Annotated in this window: 15 protein-coding genes; 10 read left to right on the top strand and 5 right to left on the bottom strand. The window is 67.1% G+C overall.

Annotated elements, in window-relative coordinates; all coding sequences use genetic code 11:
• Window positions 1-10 precede the first annotated feature (10 nt).
• Window positions 11-1,000 carry an alpha/beta fold hydrolase gene (locus tag DMB37_RS06990; RefSeq protein WP_135232009.1) on the top strand — a complete coding sequence of 330 codons (990 nt, stop codon included), beginning with the start codon at window positions 11-13 and terminating at the stop codon, window positions 998-1,000.
• Between the two features lie 486 nt (window positions 1,001-1,486).
• Here the strand turns inward: DMB37_RS06990 and DMB37_RS06985 are convergent, their stop codons facing one another.
• Window positions 1,487-2,104, bottom strand: coding sequence for a hypothetical protein (locus tag DMB37_RS06985; protein WP_135232008.1), 618 nt, complete (start codon window positions 2,102-2,104; stop codon window positions 1,487-1,489).
• A gap of 898 nt (window positions 2,105-3,002) precedes the next feature.
• Between DMB37_RS06985 and DMB37_RS06980 the strand changes: the two genes are divergently transcribed.
• Window positions 3,003-3,644, top strand: coding sequence for a hypothetical protein (locus DMB37_RS06980; protein WP_135232007.1), 642 nt, complete (start codon window positions 3,003-3,005; stop codon window positions 3,642-3,644).
• A gap of 243 nt (window positions 3,645-3,887) precedes the next feature.
• Here the strand turns inward: DMB37_RS06980 and DMB37_RS06975 are convergent, their stop codons facing one another.
• Window positions 3,888-4,325, bottom strand: coding sequence for a hypothetical protein (locus tag DMB37_RS06975; protein ID WP_135232006.1), 438 nt, complete (start codon window positions 4,323-4,325; stop codon window positions 3,888-3,890).
• 170 nt (window positions 4,326-4,495) lie between these two features.
• On the opposite strand from DMB37_RS06975, the gene DMB37_RS06970 reads away from it, so the two are divergent.
• Window positions 4,496-4,882: a hypothetical protein gene (locus DMB37_RS06970; RefSeq protein ID WP_135232005.1), complete on the top strand. Its 387-nt coding sequence runs from the start codon at window positions 4,496-4,498 to the stop codon at window positions 4,880-4,882.
• Window positions 4,883-4,941: 59 nt separating this feature from the next.
• Window positions 4,942-5,544 (top strand): hypothetical protein, encoded by a 603-nt coding sequence (locus DMB37_RS06965; protein WP_135232004.1) that lies wholly within the window; start codon window positions 4,942-4,944, stop codon window positions 5,542-5,544.
• Between the two features lie 19 nt (window positions 5,545-5,563).
• On the opposite strand, the gene DMB37_RS06960 is transcribed toward DMB37_RS06965, so the two are convergent.
• A complete protein-coding gene (locus DMB37_RS06960; RefSeq protein WP_240772274.1) occupies window positions 5,564-6,028 on the bottom strand; it encodes a hypothetical protein in 465 nt (154 codons plus the stop codon).
• A 501-nt stretch (window positions 6,029-6,529) separates the two neighbouring features.
• On the opposite strand from DMB37_RS06960, the gene DMB37_RS41250 reads away from it, so the two are divergent.
• Genes DMB37_RS41250 through DMB37_RS06930 form a run of 6 tightly spaced genes read left to right on the top strand, consistent with a single transcriptional unit; the run spans window position 6,530 to window position 12,166 of the window.
• On the top strand, window positions 6,530-8,311 hold the full coding sequence (locus DMB37_RS41250; RefSeq protein ID WP_240772273.1) for an ATP-binding protein: 1,782 nt from the start codon (window positions 6,530-6,532) through the stop codon (window positions 8,309-8,311).
• A complete protein-coding gene (locus DMB37_RS06950; RefSeq protein ID WP_135232002.1) occupies window positions 8,308-8,724 on the top strand; it encodes a roadblock/LC7 domain-containing protein in 417 nt (138 codons plus the stop codon). The genes DMB37_RS41250 and DMB37_RS06950 overlap by 4 nt, the downstream gene beginning before the upstream one ends.
• On the top strand, window positions 8,721-9,083 hold the full coding sequence (locus DMB37_RS06945; protein WP_135232001.1) for a DUF742 domain-containing protein: 363 nt from the start codon (window positions 8,721-8,723) through the stop codon (window positions 9,081-9,083). The genes DMB37_RS06950 and DMB37_RS06945 overlap by 4 nt, the downstream gene beginning before the upstream one ends.
• On the top strand, window positions 9,064-9,675 hold the full coding sequence (locus DMB37_RS06940; RefSeq protein ID WP_135232000.1) for an ATP/GTP-binding protein: 612 nt from the start codon (window positions 9,064-9,066) through the stop codon (window positions 9,673-9,675). The genes DMB37_RS06945 and DMB37_RS06940 overlap by 20 nt, the downstream gene beginning before the upstream one ends.
• The gene (locus DMB37_RS06935; RefSeq protein ID WP_135231999.1) at window positions 9,672-10,955 is read left to right on the top strand and encodes a cytochrome P450; all 1,284 of its coding nucleotides are present in this window, start codon (window positions 9,672-9,674) and stop codon (window positions 10,953-10,955) included. The genes DMB37_RS06940 and DMB37_RS06935 overlap by 4 nt, the downstream gene beginning before the upstream one ends.
• Window positions 10,952-12,166 carry a cytochrome P450 gene (locus DMB37_RS06930; RefSeq protein ID WP_135231998.1) on the top strand — a complete coding sequence of 405 codons (1,215 nt, stop codon included), beginning with the start codon at window positions 10,952-10,954 and terminating at the stop codon, window positions 12,164-12,166. The genes DMB37_RS06935 and DMB37_RS06930 overlap by 4 nt, the downstream gene beginning before the upstream one ends.
• 36 nt (window positions 12,167-12,202) lie before the next feature.
• Here DMB37_RS06930 and DMB37_RS06925 read toward each other — a convergent pair whose 3' ends face one another.
• Window positions 12,203-12,685, bottom strand: coding sequence for a hypothetical protein (locus tag DMB37_RS06925; protein WP_135231997.1), 483 nt, complete (start codon window positions 12,683-12,685; stop codon window positions 12,203-12,205).
• Window positions 12,686-12,690: 5 nt separating this feature from the next.
• Entirely contained in the window at window positions 12,691-15,021 is a 2,331-nt protein-coding gene (locus DMB37_RS06920; RefSeq protein WP_370465340.1) for a thiamine pyrophosphate-dependent enzyme, read from the bottom strand.
• Window positions 15,022-15,170: the final 149 nt, after the last annotated feature.

Below are 15,170 nucleotides of genomic sequence, written 5' to 3'. Positions count from 1 at the left end.
GGAGGCCGCAGTGGAGATCACGCATCGGTTCATCACGACCAAGGGCGTCCGGATGCACGTCGCCGAGCAGGGCGCGGGATATCCGGTGATCTTCTGCCACGGCTTTCCGCACACCTGGTTCATCTGGCACAACCAGCTGGCAGCGGTTGCCGCGGCCGGGTATCGCGCCATCGCGCCGGATCTGCGCGGGTACGGGCAGACCGACGTGCCCGCGGACGTCGAGTCGTACACGAACGAAGCCGTCATCGGCGATCTACTCGCCCTGCTCGACGACATCGGCGCCGAGCAGGCGGTGTTCGTCGGCTTGGATTTCGGCGCGGCCCTGGTGTGGGAGTTGGCATTACGCGCGCCCGAACGGGTGCGCGGCGTCATCGTCCTGAACAATCCCTTCGCACCACGCCCGCCCCGGTCGCCGTCCCAACTGTGGGCAAAGGCGGCCGCGCGACACTTCCTGCATCTGGACTACTTTCAAAAGCCGGGCGTGGCCGACGCCGAATTGGCTGCGCGTCCAAGGGAATTCCTGACCAACGTCTACTACTCGCTCAGCGCCGACTACCACTACCTCGACACCTGGCACTTCCCGGCCGAGGGCACCGGCTACCTCGATGTGCTGCCGACCGCACCGCCGCTGCCGTGGCGCTGGCTCACCGAGGCCGAATTCGACACCCTGGCGCAGGATTTCGAGCGCACCGGCTTCACCGGCGGCCTGAACTGGTACCGCGCCCTGGACCGCAACTGGGAACTCACCGCCGCCTACGCCGGCGCGTCCGTCACCGTCCCCGCCTACTTCATGTACGGCGACCGCGACCCCGACATGGAGGGCTTCAGCGGCCGCGACCCACTCACCACGCTACGCACCTACGTCCCGGACCTGCGCGCGGTGACGAAGATCGCCGACGCGGGTCACCTCGTGCAACTGGAGCGCGCGTCCGAGGTCGACACCTTGATCACCGCCCACTTGCGCGAACTCGTCCCGAACTCATCCGACGTGCCCGCGTAACCGCGGTCGATGTCGTCGGCCATCCAACCGGCCGTCTCCAGGTTCTCGACGTCCTCGTCGGGGAGAAACGGCTGGGCGCTCTCGGAAACAGCTTCGAACGAGCCGAAGCCCAGTGCGTTGAAACCGGCCTGATCGGCGTCTACTCGATTGCCCGTGCCGACAGGCGCGACGCCGGGTGCCACTTCACCGCCGACCGCGGCTTGATGACCGGATGCAGGTAGCGTAACTCGTGGCACCGCCGTCGTGACTGATGCGAGACGCCGACGACCCCTTTCGGACTGCCGCCGCGACGGCGGCAAAGCACTGACCTACCGTTCAGCTCGTCAACCGCTGGCCCCGGATCGCGTGGACGGAACAGTTCTGGTGCGGTGCTGAACGCGGTCGGCGCAGCGGCCAGCGGGCCGGCGTCGTCGGGAGCGGCGTGGATCGCGGAGACGGGCAGTGAACTTCCGCAATCGCTCCGAGGCGGCCAACTCGAGGCGCTATTTACGCGCCCGATTTGATCGGGGCGATTGTCGTGACCGGCGGAGCGCCGTACGCCTTGTTGCTGGCTGCCACGGCCGCATCCTCTGCCTCGGCAGCGGCATTGGCGCGCTCGACGTCATCAGGGGCGTTGCTGGCGTCTTCGGCCTTGGCGTTGGCGGCCTTGGCGGCTGTGACGACGGCTCTGGCGGCGGCTACGGTGGCGTCAGCGGCGTCCTTGGCGATGGCGATGACGAGGGCCTTGTCGGCGGCCTTCACGGCGACCCCGGCGGCATATTCGGCGTATGCGGCGGCGTACGTGGCGGCGTCGTTTCCGTCCTTGGCGGCCTCGGCGGCGGCGTCCTTGCCGGCGTAGGTGACGGCGAGGTCCGCCAGGGTATTCAGGTCGTCGTTGGCACCGTAGGTTTTGGTGGTGGCTTCGGCGGCGGCTGTGGCGCGGGCGGCGGCGCTCGCCGCGCGGGCTTGGCCCTGTTTGATCAGCTCCTGTGTCGGTGCCTCGGCGCTGACAGCATGGATACCGGGGACGGTGTCGGTGGAGTTTTGGGCGACAGTCGCACCGGCACCGGTCATGAGCATGGCAGTACAGGCGATGGTAAGGAATGCGGATCGCAGTACAAGCATGTGTCCTCCATCGGTGAGCAGGATTCTTGCTGGAACCAACGAGACGAGCTGTGTGGCAACCGCCAGACACACCATGACCGCCATCACAATAGATCAGGCAGAGGATGCTGCCGCGGATCCAACCAGACGGTTGAAGGTATTACTTCCACGTATTCGATCCTGCGGACGTGCTGGATGGTGGGAAGTGGACACCTATCTTCGAGTCCCGGCGGTGGGTGGGTTGTCCGCGGCCATGCCTGGGTGTACCCAACAGTCGATGGAAAGGTCGAGCTGGTGCGTGGCGTGCCGGTCTGCGCTTGTTGCTGGGGCGACAATGCCATCCAGAACCATCGTCACAACAAACAACTGTCGATGACTTCGATGGCGGCCGAGCGTTTGTGCGGGTCCATGCCGATGATTACTCCCACAGCTATCCTTCCGTCGAAACGAATAGGTGTTCGTGCGGTAAGGCACCGCTGCTTCGAGCCAGGGCACGCCCCTTTCCAGCCACACCCCGCACGGCACCCGGTGGGACGCAAGCCATTAGAGAGCCACACCAATGACGCAGGTGGGCAGTCGGTTAGAGAGCCTCTTACCGGGCACCTGGACCCGATCCTGGCCGGGAACGAGCCCTGACGCGAATGCTAAGTAGCCGCTTATTGCTCGTCTCGGAGTCCTTGACCCGGCGCGACGAATCCACCCGGTGAATTGCCGAGGATCTCGTGAACCCCGGCCCGGCACTCTGCTGCCCACGTGAAGATAGTTTTGTTCACGCCGAGTTCCGGCCGGGTCGGCCAGCTCGCACCCATCCAAACCGTGCGCAGTCTCGAATCCTGTTCGGCTCTTCCGACAAGTTCGAAAACCGTCCGCGAGGTCCGCGGCCGGCTGGCCTGTCCATGGATCCCTAGGAGACGACGACATGCGCATGGAAACGACCGTATGCAGGGCCGCACTCGCGGCGCTGGGGTTGGGCAGCACGCTGACCATTCTCATCGCCGGTGCTCCGACCGGCGCGGTTCCCTTCGGTGATGCGGCCCCGATGGATCCGCCATCAGCGTCCGCTGAGGCGATCAGCGACCAACCGGACTGGGTGATCGACCCCAAGGTGAAGACGGTAGACGCCTTCAACAAAGGTAAATGGGGAAAGCTGAGCGGGAAAGTCGCAAGCGCCGCGTGCGACAACGCTAAAAAGTTCACCGACTCGGGAATATCGCAATGGTGGGACACCTTCGATATTTCACCTCTCGCCTTCAGGCAGTCGCCCACCAAAGCGGCGATAGCCCGCGTCTTCAACCCCAACAGCAATTTTGCACCGCCGGTCGGCTCCAGCGATGCGGACCTCAAGCGGCACGCACTGGACAAGTTCTGCCACTCGGACGAAGTGCGACGAGAATTCCTCAACGCTTTGAAGACATTTTCCGAGCGTTATGGCGAGAAGCTCAAGCCGGGCATGGACACCGACTATGCCCTTGTCCAGTTCGATATCAAGAAGACACAGATGCAGGAAGCTCTGCTCATCAAGGAAGGCTTCCTCGGGAAGAATGAGGACGACGGGCTGTAAACGCGAACGCCGGTGATCGCTCGGTCGAGTTCGCTGCGGGCCGCAGAGCCTCCGATACCGACGTGTTCGGTGGCGTCTGCGGCGAGCTCGGCACCTACCCGGTCAACCGATCTCCGGACAGCTATCCCCAAACGACGTGCGTGGTAGTAGGCAGCTTTGGCGGTCCAGACGCCGTGGTGGACAACCGGTGACGGGCCGGCCAGCAACCACTCGAACCGCGCGGGTCCGCGATACACGCAGCCGCTAGACCTGGCCGAGTCCGCGGCGAAACCACTCCGGCATGGCTCGAGCCGACCGCGGAAACCATCTGTTCTCGGTCGCGAAGTGCTCAGCCGTCGGGGGAGTCGAGAAGGGGGGCATCAGATCTCGGTTGTATTGAATGGTGAAGTGGCTGGGCGGATCCAGAATGTACTCGAACTCGTGCCAGGACCCGCTGTCTTGGATGTACATTCCTTTTCTCAGTTGCTGAAATTTCCGCCAGACTTCGGGCGGGAAAGACCAGGCTCGCACCGTTCCATCGGGCATCCGCACTCCGCTATCGGATTCCGCGTGCGTACCGATCATCCTGGCGCGCACCACAAGCCGAGTCCAACCGGTGGGCAGCGTGGGGAGTACTTCGCTCGTGATGTCGGTGAGCTTGTCATGCTGCTCGACCGGGTCGAGCGTCGGCCAGTTCGGCATCTAGTCGAATCCTCCTGCGGGAATGCGCCGTTGCGAGCGAAGATCAGACTGCCCGCCCCCATCGCCCGTCGCAACTCGATGCCTCCGTTCGAAAGCCCGGCGCACTCGAGGACGGGATTCGGCCGTTTGCCAGTACCGGGCCCCCGCAACGACATCCGTAGAGTCATCCCATGGCATTGCAGCTCCGTATCTACCCCGCCCCGCCGTTGCAGCTGACCCCGGACTGCACGATCCACACCGGCATTGTGCAGCTCGCCATGTCCGGCAGATTCCTCCAGTCGCTGCGCGGGCAACCGGATGAGTTCGGCGTGTTCCTCCCCGATGCCGCGCCGCTGCTCGACGGCGCAACCGAGCCCAATCTGTGGGCCGAAGCGTTTGTCGCGAGCACTGTTTCGGCTCCGGCCAGCGGTTTTCCGTCCGGCGTCGACCACGTGCGTGCTACCTATTTGGCCGATCCACGCGAGGGTGGCACCACGCGGCGGCTGCACCTCGGTGGCGCAGCGCATATCGCCAAGGGGATCACTCTCAGCTATCGCGTCACCGTGCAGACCGCGTAGCGTCAAACGCCTTCCGTCGGTGCGGCGTTCGTGTCGGTGGGTGCCGCTAATGTTCGATCATGAGTTACAGCCTGAGCGTTTACGTCGTCGAACTGGATAGGGTCAGAGCCGCGATCGGCTCGCGGGACGACAAGCTCCGGCGCATGATCGGCGGCCGGTTCAAAGCCCAGTTGGCGCACGCCGACGACTGGTTCGCCGAGGAGATCGCGAACGGCGCCCCGGCGCGCTACGACGCGGTGCGCGCCGTCATCGACGGCGGCCCGTTCGACGAGGTGTACGGCTTCCAGTACGCCTACGCCTACCAAACGATCTGCCAGTTCTACGGCAGGTTCCTCGACAACCGGTACTTCTCGCCGTTCCGTGGCAGCTGGCTGGAGCAGGTCGACGAGGGTCTCGCCGAATTGGGCATCAAGGCGATCAGCCTCGCCGACTTCGTCTACCACGCGCTGCCCGCCGCCCTACCCCAGCCCGACGAGCTACCCGGCTACGGCGAATGGACGCCGGAGCAGTGCGCGGAAGCCCTGGTGCAATGGGAATCGACCGCGCCGAAACAGCGCGAGGACGTCGACCACGAGGTGCTCGCCGCGATCGAATCGTGCATGGAATGGATCCGCGAGGCGCAGGCGCGACCGGGCTGGGGGATCGCCGGATTCTTCCTCTGACGGTGGGCGAAGCCGTGACTCAACGGTATTCGTCGGCCAGCTTCGGGTAGTCGGCCCACTGCGGCAGCGGTTGGTAGTCGAGGTACGCGGTGAGCCGATCCAGCAGGTACTGCCAGCGGGGGCCGATCGCGCTCGCCTCCGCCGGGCTCACGTGGCGGCGGATCAGCTCGACATTGGTGACCACGCCGACCTGGGTCATCCGAACCTCGAGCAGACAGCCGTCGACGTGCACGACCAATTCGTGCGGGGCTTGGCAATGATCGACGCGCACCGCGACGGGTCGCGACACCGGTCCGTCCATCGGTTCGATGGTCAGATTGCCGTGGCCGCCCGACACCGTGCCCAGCCAGCGCGCCAACTGCGCGCGATCGGTCGCCGCCGACCACACGTCGAGCACCGGTTTGCGGAAGGAACGCAGATAGTGCAGGAGCACCAGATCGCCGTCCGCCGCGCGATCGTGCTCCGGCCGAACCTCACCGAGCATGGACATCATGGTTATCGCCGTGCCCTTCGCCGCTGGTTGTCGTCGTCACCGCCACTGTATTTCCAGTATTCCCCCGTCGAATCCGAATCGCTGGGATACCGGTGCGGCGCGCCTCGGCTGGGTGGTCTGCGAAGTTTGCGCCGACGCGGCCTGCGGACGGCGGCGGTGTGACCGCTGTGTGACGAAGTGGTGCGCTCGCGATCACCGAGGGCGCATCGGCAAACCACCAGCATGATTGAAAAATAAAGTAGCGCAATACAATACAACTACTGCGCAATTTCATGACAGCGCAGGTATGTGCGTTCTGCCGAGATGCGGAACTGCTTGGTGGTCTGTACATTTGGTGCAGCCCGAACGCTGCAGGGGGTCGGGACCAGCCAGCATGCCTTCTTGGTGAACGTGAGTGCGGAAGTACGGAACTTGTCACAGTCATTGAACGCGCCGGAAGGCGAGCGTCGGGAACCGCTGTTTCGACGTCTGCGCATACCTCTGCTAGCGCTGTTGACCTGCGCCGCCGTCACCTCGGTTGTCGTGGTGGTCGCGGTGTATTACGCGCCGACCGACTTCCGCATCCCGCTGACCATCGGCGCCGTCGCGGCGGCTATCGCGTTGTGCGCCACGGTAACCGCGGCGGCGCACTATCGCGGTGCGGCGATCCGCGCCCGCCAGGCCGCCGCGGCGGTCACCGCCGAGGCGTCGGCCAGGATGGCGGCCGCGAGCGAGGCCACCAACCTGCACGCGTGGGAAGCGAAGAACAGCGACAGCCGCCGGTCCGCCGCGATGGCCGCGTTCGCCGGCGCGGCGGGCCGCATGCAGGCGATGACCACCAGCATGCTCGCCGAGCTGCGCGAAATGGAGCATCGGCACGCCGACCCGAAGGTGCTCGCCGACCTGCTGCACCTGGACCACCGCACCGCGCAGGCAGGCCGCCTCGCCGACAGCATCGCCGTCCTCAGCGGCGCCCGCTCCGGCCGGCGCTGGGCCAAACCCATTGCCATGGAGTCGATCCTGCGTGGCGCGATGGGGCGTGTCTCGGGCTACCAGCGGGTCCGTCTACGGGCTATCGCCGAAATCGCCATCGCCGGGCACGCGGCCGAAGGTGTGATGCATACGCTGGCCGAACTGCTCGACAACGCGTGTAATTTCTCCCCGCCGACCACCGAGGTGCACGTCTACGCTGCGGAGGTGCCCGCGGGGGTGGTGCTCACCATCGAGGACAGCGGACTGGTGATGAGCGAATCGGCCTTGCGCCGCGCCGAACAGACCGTGTCGAACGGGCCGGATGGGCGCGGACAGCGGGCCTCGGACCTGTCGTCGTTGAGTGGCACGCGGTTGGGGCTCGCCGTCGTCGGGCACCTCGCGCGTAAGCACGGCCTCACCGTGTCCTTCCGGCCCTCCGCCATCGGTGGCACGGCCGTCGTCGTGGTGGTGCCGCGGGATCTCACTGCGCGCGTCGACCGTTCGCAACCGTCCGCGCTCGGCACCATTCCCGCGATACCCACCGCTACGCTGCCGAGTGCGACGTCGCAGCTCACCGCGTTGTCGCAGCCGAAACCGGCGTCGGCCGCGCGAGTCGCGGCGCTGCCGGACCCCGCAGCCGTGCACCCGGCCGGCGCGAACCCCGCTGCGGCCGCGAACTTCACCGCTGCGGCGAGCTCTGTCGGCGCGGACCCCGCCACTGCCGCTGCCGGAAACTCGGTGAGTGCCGCGAGCCCTGCGGGCGCCGCGGACTCTCTGTCCGGCGCGAACTTTGCTGCCGGCCCGAGCCTTGCGGATGCCGTGAACTCTGCGGGTGGCACGAGCCCCGCAGGTACTGGAAACTCCGCGGCTGGCGGGAACTCCGAGTTCGGCGCGACCCCTGCGGGCACCGGAAACGTTGCGTCGGTCGGAAACCCCACGGCTGACCTGAACTTCGCGGCTGCCGCGAACTCTGCGGCTGGTGCGACTCCCACCTCCGCTCCCAATTCTTCGGCTCCAACGAACTCCACCGCGTGGAATACCTCGGCCACCCCGAATCCCACGCCCGCTCCGGACCTCTCGCCCACCGTCGAGCACACCAGCATGGGCTTACCCAAGCGCCGCCGCGGCAGCACCCTCGCCGCCGTCCACCCCGCCGGACTCTCGCTACCCACGCATGATGCGCCCGCCGCGGCCACCCCGCCGGTGTCGACGCCCGCGTCCTTCGGTGCGTTCCAGCGCGCGGTGTCCGGTCGGGACACCGATACCTCCGCTGCCGCAACACCTTCCCCGTCCCCTACCGTTGCCGTGGAGAATGATCGATGACAACGTCTGTGCCGTCGCAACTCAGCTGGCTGTTGGAGCAACTGCTCGCCCGCACCCCCGGCGCCCGCCACGCGCTGCTGCTCTCCGGTGACGGTCTCAAGATCTGCCACACGCCGGAATTGAACATGGACAAGGCGGACCAACTAGCGGCCATCTCGGCGGGCATCCAAAGTCTTTCGCACGGTGCGTCGGTCGAGTTCGGTGACGGCAGAGGCGGTGTGCGCCAGTCGATGACGGAGTTCTACGGCGGCATCCTGTTCATCGTCGAGGCGGGTCTCGCGGCGCACATCGCGGTCGTGGCCGGTGAGGACGCGGACGCGGGCCTGGTCGGGCACAACATGCGGGAGCTGGTCGAACAGCTGAGTCACCATCTCGCGTCCGCACCGCGCGTCGGGGGAGCGAGCGTGTCGTGAAAAGGCCAGGCCGCGACGACGACCCCGACCGGCTTTACACACTGACCGGGGGACGCAGCAAACCGGACTCCGACAGTTTCGACCTGGTCACCCTGGTGGTCAGCGAGTGCGCGCCGACGCAGGGCATGCAGTCCGAACACGTTGCCATCCTGGACATGTGCCGCGCGCCGACCGCGGTCGTCGAGATCGCCGCCGAGCTGCGCATCCCGTTCGGCATCGCCACCATCCTGCTGTCGGACCTGCTGCACGCAGGCAAGATCACCGTCCGGCATCCCGACGTCGGCCCGGCTGCGCCGTGGAATTCGGTGCCCGACTCCACCACCCTCGAGAAGGTGCTCGTTGGACTCCGCAACCTTTGACGCTCGGCCCGCCCGCGCCGACGCCCCACTGAACAGCGCGACCCGCCAGGGGCTGAAGATCGTCATCGTCGGCGGCTTCGGCGTCGGCAAGACCACCATGGTCCGCGCGGTCAGCGAGATCCGCCCGCTCGATACCGAGGCGACGATGACCAACGCGGGCGTCGGGATCGACGACCCGACCGGCGCCCCCGGCAAATCCACGACCACGGTCGCCTTCGACTTCGGGCGCATCACCATCGACGCCGAGAACGTGCTGTACCTGTTCGGCGCCCCTGGGCAGGAACGGTTCTTCTTCCTCTGGGACCGGTTGTTCGCCGGTGCGCTCGGCGCGATCGTGCTCGTCGACCAGCGCCGAATTGCCGACTCGTGGTACGCCATCGACCGGCTGGAAGCCCAGCGCACCCGATTCGTGGTGGCGTGCAACAACTTCGGCGGACCGTCTCAACTCGCCGAGGTGCGCGACGCCCTCGACCTGGATCCGCATGTGCCGCTGGTGGATTGCGACGCCAGGTCGCGCGAGTCCAGCAAGCGCGTGCTGATCAGCCTGGTCGAGCACATCTATGCCGACGCCCGAGCGGAGACCGCATCATGACCACTTCGAGTGCCGCCGCGGCGGCCACCGGCGGCTGCCCGGTCCACCCGGAGACCGGCGCCGTGCCGCTGAGCGGTCCGCGCTTCCACACCGACCCGCAGCACCTCTACCGCGAGATGCGCCGCGAGCACGGACCCGTCGTGTCCGTCGAACTGCCGGGTGGTGTCCCGTCCTGGCTGGTCATCGGGTATCGGGAGCTGCATCAGGTCACCAGCGATCCGGAGTTGTTCCCGCGCGATGTCAGCCTGTGGAACCAGTGGCCCAACATCCCCGAGGACTGGCCGCTGCTGCCGATGGTCGGGCAGCCGCGGCCGTCGATCTACTTCACCGCGGGCGCCGAGCATCGCAGGCATGTGGCGATGGTCGAGCCCGCGCTGGAATCGGTCGATCCGTTCGAATTGCGCCGCACCTGTGAGGAATTGGCGGACCGGCTGATCGACGGCTTCTGCGGGCGTGGCGAGGCCGATCTGGTCGCCGAGTTCGCGGTGCCGATGCCGGTGCTCGCGCTCGCCTGGGCACTCGGCTTTCCCGACGAGGACGGCGCGCGGTTGGCGTGGAGCATGAAGGCGCTCGCCGACGGTGGTGCCGACGCGCAGGCGGCGTACGGGCGCTTCTACGAGCAGATGCAGCAGGTGCTCGCCGCGAAGAAGGCCCGGCCGGGCAACGACCTGGTGTCGCGGATGCTCGCACACCCGGCGCAGTTCAGCGACGAGGAGTACGTGCAGGACCTGATGGCGGTCACCGCCGCCGCGCACCTGCCGACCGCCGACTGGATCGGGAACTCGGTGCGGCTCATGCTCACCGACGACCGGTTCGCCGCGGCCCTCGGCGGTGGGCGGCGCAGCGTCGGCGAGGCGATGAACGAGGTGCTGTGGGAAGACACTCCCACCCAGATCCTCGCCGGTCGGTGGGCGGCGCGCGATACGCGGTTGGCCGACAAGGTGATTCGGGCGGGTGACATGCTGCTGCTCGGACTCGCGGCCGCCAACGCCGACCCGCATGTGCGTCAGCATCTCGTCGACGGCGTCGAACCCGCGCACGCGGGCAACAGCGCGCACTTCGCGTTCAGCTACGGCGAGTACCGGTGCCCGTTCCCGGCTCAGCAACTGGCCGAGATCATCGCGCGCACCAGCATCGAGGTGCTCCTCGACCGACTGCCCGACATCGATCTCATGGTTCCCGCGCAGAACCTGGTCCGGCGCCCGTCGGCGTTCCTGCGCGGCATGACTTCTTTGCCGGTTCGTTTCACCCCAGTTCGTGCAGTCGGAGGTCCCCAGTGACAGAAACATGCCCCTTTGCCATCGATCCGATGGTCGGTGACCTCGCCGGCGAGACTGCCTACCTGCGTGCCGCGGGTCCGCTCACCCGCATCGAACTGCTCGGCGTGCCCGCCTGGACCGTCACCGAGCATGCGGTGGCCAGGCAACTGCTCGTCGACCCGCGGCTGATCAAGGACATCAACGGCTGGTCGCTGTGGAACTCCGGTGTGGTGACGCGGCAGTGGCCGCTGATCGGCATGATCGACGCGGGACGTTCCATGTTCACCGTGGACGGTGCCGAGCATCGCAGGCTGCGGATCAAGACAACGCAGGCTTTGTCGCCGCGTCGACTAGCGGACATTCGTCCCGTTATCGAGCGACTAACCGGCGAGCTTCTGGACGATCTCAGTGCTGCGGGTGATTCCGTGGTGGACCTCAAAGAGGCCTTCGCCTACCCGCTGCCGATGCGCGTCATCAGTGAGCTGATGGGCGTGGACCGCGCCGACCATCCCACGCTGCTCACCTGGTACAAAGCGTTCTTCTCGCTGCTCACCCCGCAGGACGAGCGGTTGCGCGTGATCGACGAGATGGACCGGTACTACACCGATCTGGTGCGCAAGAAGACCGCCGACCCCACCGACGACCTCACCAGCGCCCTCATCCTGGCCACCGACGGCGGCGAGCCGCTGACCGAAGAAGAAGTGGTCGGCAACCTGAAGGCGCTCGTCGCCGCCGGTCACGAAACCACCGTCGGCCTCATCCTCAACGCCGTGCGCGCCCTGCTCACCCGGCCCGAACAACTCGACAAGGTTCGCTCCGGCGACATCGAGTGGAAGCAGGCCGTCGAGGAAACCCTGCGCTGGGACAGCCCGGTCACCCACCTGCTGATGCGCTTCGCCACCGAAGACATCACCATCGGCGACACCGTGATCGAGAAGGGTGAGGGTGTGGTCATGTCCTACCGTGCTATCGGCCGGGACACCGCCGTGCACGGCGAAGACTCCGACGAGTTCGACCTCACCCGCACCACCTCGCACCGCCACCTCACCTTCGGCCACGGCCCGCACATCTGCCCCGGCGCCGCCCTCTCCCGCCTCGAAGCAGGCATCGCCCTGCCCGCCCTCTTCGACCGCTTCCCCGATCTGCGCCTCGCCGTCCCGGTCGAGGAAATCCGCAACCTTCCCGTACTCACCCAGAACGACCTGGCGGCGTTTCCCGTTCATCTCGGCTGATTCCGCATAGGGATGCCGAGTAGTGGCGCGCCTCGATCAGTCGAGGCGCGCTTTCCCGCCGCGTAGCTTGCGGTCCGCTGCATTGCGAACCCGTCGTGTTCTGCCCTGCTCCGCCAGCAGGGCCAGCGCATCGGCCTCGGTGATCAGATCGAGCGCCTTGCGCTGGAACCAGTCGCTGGCAGCGACAACGTCCTCGGGAATCCAGTTGTGGCCCAGCATGATCGACTTCAGCAGGATCCATTCCCGTAGCCGACGAGCGAGGAAGTTGTGGTCGGCGATCAGTTCGGACATGGTGGTCGCCCACTGGTCGAAGTGGCTGCCGTCGAGTCGGATCAGGTGGGGCGCACGACTATCGAAGTGGCCGGATACGGCGGCCTCGGCCATGACCTTGTCCGGATCGCGTAAGACGATGGCGACCAGCTCGGGTTCTGCCTTGTCGGCTACGGCGGCCAAGTCTTGCTGGTATTGCCAGTAGCGCCGGTGTTCCGCCGGAACAGCTTCCTCATCGGTGCCGACCATGATGTCTACTGTGCCAAGAGTTTTCCGGCGGCGGTCTCTATTTTGGCTTCGTCGAGCAGGACGGTGTCGGCGGCGGGGCCGAGGGGGATGAAGGTGTCTTCGCTGGTGACCCTGGCGATGTGGCCGTCGAAGCCTGCGTCGATGAGGGCGGCGCAGACGGATTCGGAGACGCCGCCGCTGTGGCGGGTTTCGTCGGCGATGAGGACGCGGCCGGTGGCGCGGGCGTGTCGGAGCAGGTCGTCGAGGGGGAGGGGGGAGAGCCAGCGCAGGTCGAGGACGCGGGGGCGGATGCCGCGGTCGGCCAGGCGGCGGGCTACCCGCAGGCTCATGGGGACGCCGTTGGCGAAGGTGACGATGGTGAGGTCGGTGCCGTCGCCGTAGACGCGGGCGCGGCCGATCTCGACGTGGTCGGTGTCGGAAGGCGTTGCGAGCCAAGCGCTGTCGCCGGGTTCGTGCAGGTCGCGGGTGTGGTAGAGGGCGATGGGTTCGAGGTAGATGCAGACGCGGCCGTCTACTCGGGCGGCGGAGACGCAGGTGCGCAGGAGGGCGGCGGCGTCGTCGGCGCGCGCGGGGGAGGCGATGACGAGCCCGGGGATGTCGCGCAACGCGGCGATGGAGTTGTCGTTGTGGAAGTGGCCGCCGAAACCCTTCTGGTAGGCGTAGCCGGCGATGCGGACCACCATCGGATTGTGGTAGCGCCCATGGGAAAAGAAGGACAGGGTGGCGGCCTCGCCGCGCAGTTGGTCGGCGGCATTGTGCACGTAGGCCAGGTACTGGATCTCGGGGATCGGCACGAAACCGGCGAGCGCGGTGCCCAGGGCGGTGCCGAGAACGCTCTGTTCGTCGAGCAAGGTGTCGAAGACGCGCCGCTTGCCGAACTGCTTCTGCAGACCTTTGGTCACGCCGTACACGCCACCCTTGCGGCCGACGTCCTCGCCGAAGACGAGCACGTCCCGATCGCGGGCGAGCAGGCTTGCCAGTGTGCGGTTGATCGCCTGCCCGAGCGTCAACGAATCATCGCTGCCTGCAACGGGGTTCGGGCCCACGATGGCGGGTGCCACACGAGGTGTGCTGGCGGCTGGGGCCGTCGCGTCCGGCGAGGTGTCCGCCTGCGGTGCGCCGGCGGGTGAACTGTGTGCTTGCGCCTCGCTCGCCGGGGTCGCGGCGAGCTGGCCGGTGCGCAGGACATCGGCGCGTACCAACGCCGGGTGCGATGGTGCGAGCGGCGCGATCACCGCGGTCGCCGAGGTCAATTTCGGTTCGCGCCAGACGAGTTCGGCCGTGGTGGCGACGCGGTGGGCGATGTCGTCGTAGCGTTCGAGCACCTCGGCGGGTGTCGCTACACCCGCGGCGACCAACAGGCGGGCGGTCGCGGTCACCGGGTCGCGGAGTAGGTCGGCGGCGATGTCGGCGGGTCTGCGGTAGGCGGCTTCCACGTCGGAACCGGCGTGGCCGAGCAGACGGACTGTGCGCATGTGCAGGAACGCGGGCTTGCGGTGTTCGCGGACCCACGCTGCGGCCGCGATCGACGTGGTCAGTGCGTCGACGGGATCGCAGCCGTCGGCGCCGAAGTACTCCAGTCCGGGGCGGGCGCCGTACGCCTGCTGGATCCAATCCGCGGGAGTGGGGACGCTGATCCCGATGCCGTTGTCCTCGCACAGGAACAGGATCGGCAGCGCAACACCCTGGCGGGCAGTATGAATCGCCGCATTGATCGCGCCCGCCGCGGTGGAATGGTTGGCGGAGGCGTCGCCGAAGCTGCACAGCACCACCGCATCCGACGGCCACTCGCTCGAAACACCCAGTCGCGCGGCACGATCGATCGCGAACGCGAGACCGACCGCGCGGGGGAGATGCGAGGCGATGGTCGAGGTCTGCGGAATGATGGCGGCGGGCTTGCTGCCGAAAACCTTGTGCCGTCCACCGGATATCGGATCCGCCGCCGCGGCCACGACACCGAGCAGCACGTCGCGGATCGGGTCGAGACCAGGCACCTGCCGGGCGCGCTGCACGAAGAACGCGCCGGACCGGTAGTGCAGCAGCGCGGGATCGCTGACCCGCAACGCCACCCCGAGCGCCGCATTACCCTCGTGCCCCGACGACCCGATGCTGTAGTACCCCCGCTTGCTCGCCCCCAACTGCCGGGCCGCGAGATCCAACTGCCTGCTCGTCGCCTGCGCCTCGAACAGCTCCAGCAGCGTCGCACCGCTGATCCCGGGCGCGATGTCCGCCGCCGCACGCTCCAGCGCCGGTGTCAGCGCACCGACCGCCGCCCGAAACCGATCATCGAGAACCTTGCCCGGGCTGGATCCCGGGTTCGCTGCCCGCTCACTCACCGCCCCACCTTATCGGCAAACCCGATGATTATGCGCACCATATCCAGTTCGGCCGAATAAGTTCCGGCCAAACCCTCGGTCAACCGGACATGAACCCCCGTCCGCCTGATTCAGCGACCAGCATTCCGCAGGGACGCGATGAACCACGC

This window comes from Nocardia sp. CS682, from assembly GCF_004634405.1.
Lineage (GTDB): Bacteria > Actinomycetota > Actinomycetes > Mycobacteriales > Mycobacteriaceae > Nocardia > Nocardia ninae.
The sequence above is the reverse complement of the archived record's forward strand: the minus strand, read 5'-3'. Positions and strand labels throughout refer to the sequence as shown.

Excerpts from the sequence above, each read along its gene's own strand:
- DMB37_RS06985 (WP_135232008.1), bottom strand. The coding sequence starts at position 2,104 with ATGCTTGTACTGCGATCCGCATTCCTTACCATCGCCTGTACTGCCATG.
- DMB37_RS06980 (WP_135232007.1), top strand. The coding sequence starts at position 3,003 with ATGCGCATGGAAACGACCGTATGCAGGGCCGCACTCGCGGCGCTGGGG.
- DMB37_RS06975 (WP_135232006.1), bottom strand. The coding sequence starts at position 4,325 with ATGCCGAACTGGCCGACGCTCGACCCGGTCGAGCAGCATGACAAGCTC.
- DMB37_RS06970 (WP_135232005.1), top strand. The coding sequence starts at position 4,496 with ATGGCATTGCAGCTCCGTATCTACCCCGCCCCGCCGTTGCAGCTGACC.
- DMB37_RS06965 (WP_135232004.1), top strand. The coding sequence starts at position 4,942 with ATGAGTTACAGCCTGAGCGTTTACGTCGTCGAACTGGATAGGGTCAGA.
- DMB37_RS06960 (WP_240772274.1), bottom strand. The coding sequence starts at position 6,028 with ATGCTCGGTGAGGTTCGGCCGGAGCACGATCGCGCGGCGGACGGCGAT.
- DMB37_RS06950 (WP_135232002.1), top strand. The coding sequence starts at position 8,308 with ATGACAACGTCTGTGCCGTCGCAACTCAGCTGGCTGTTGGAGCAACTG.
- DMB37_RS06935 (WP_135231999.1), top strand. The coding sequence starts at position 9,672 with ATGACCACTTCGAGTGCCGCCGCGGCGGCCACCGGCGGCTGCCCGGTC.
- DMB37_RS06925 (WP_135231997.1), bottom strand. The coding sequence starts at position 12,685 with ATGGTCGGCACCGATGAGGAAGCTGTTCCGGCGGAACACCGGCGCTAC.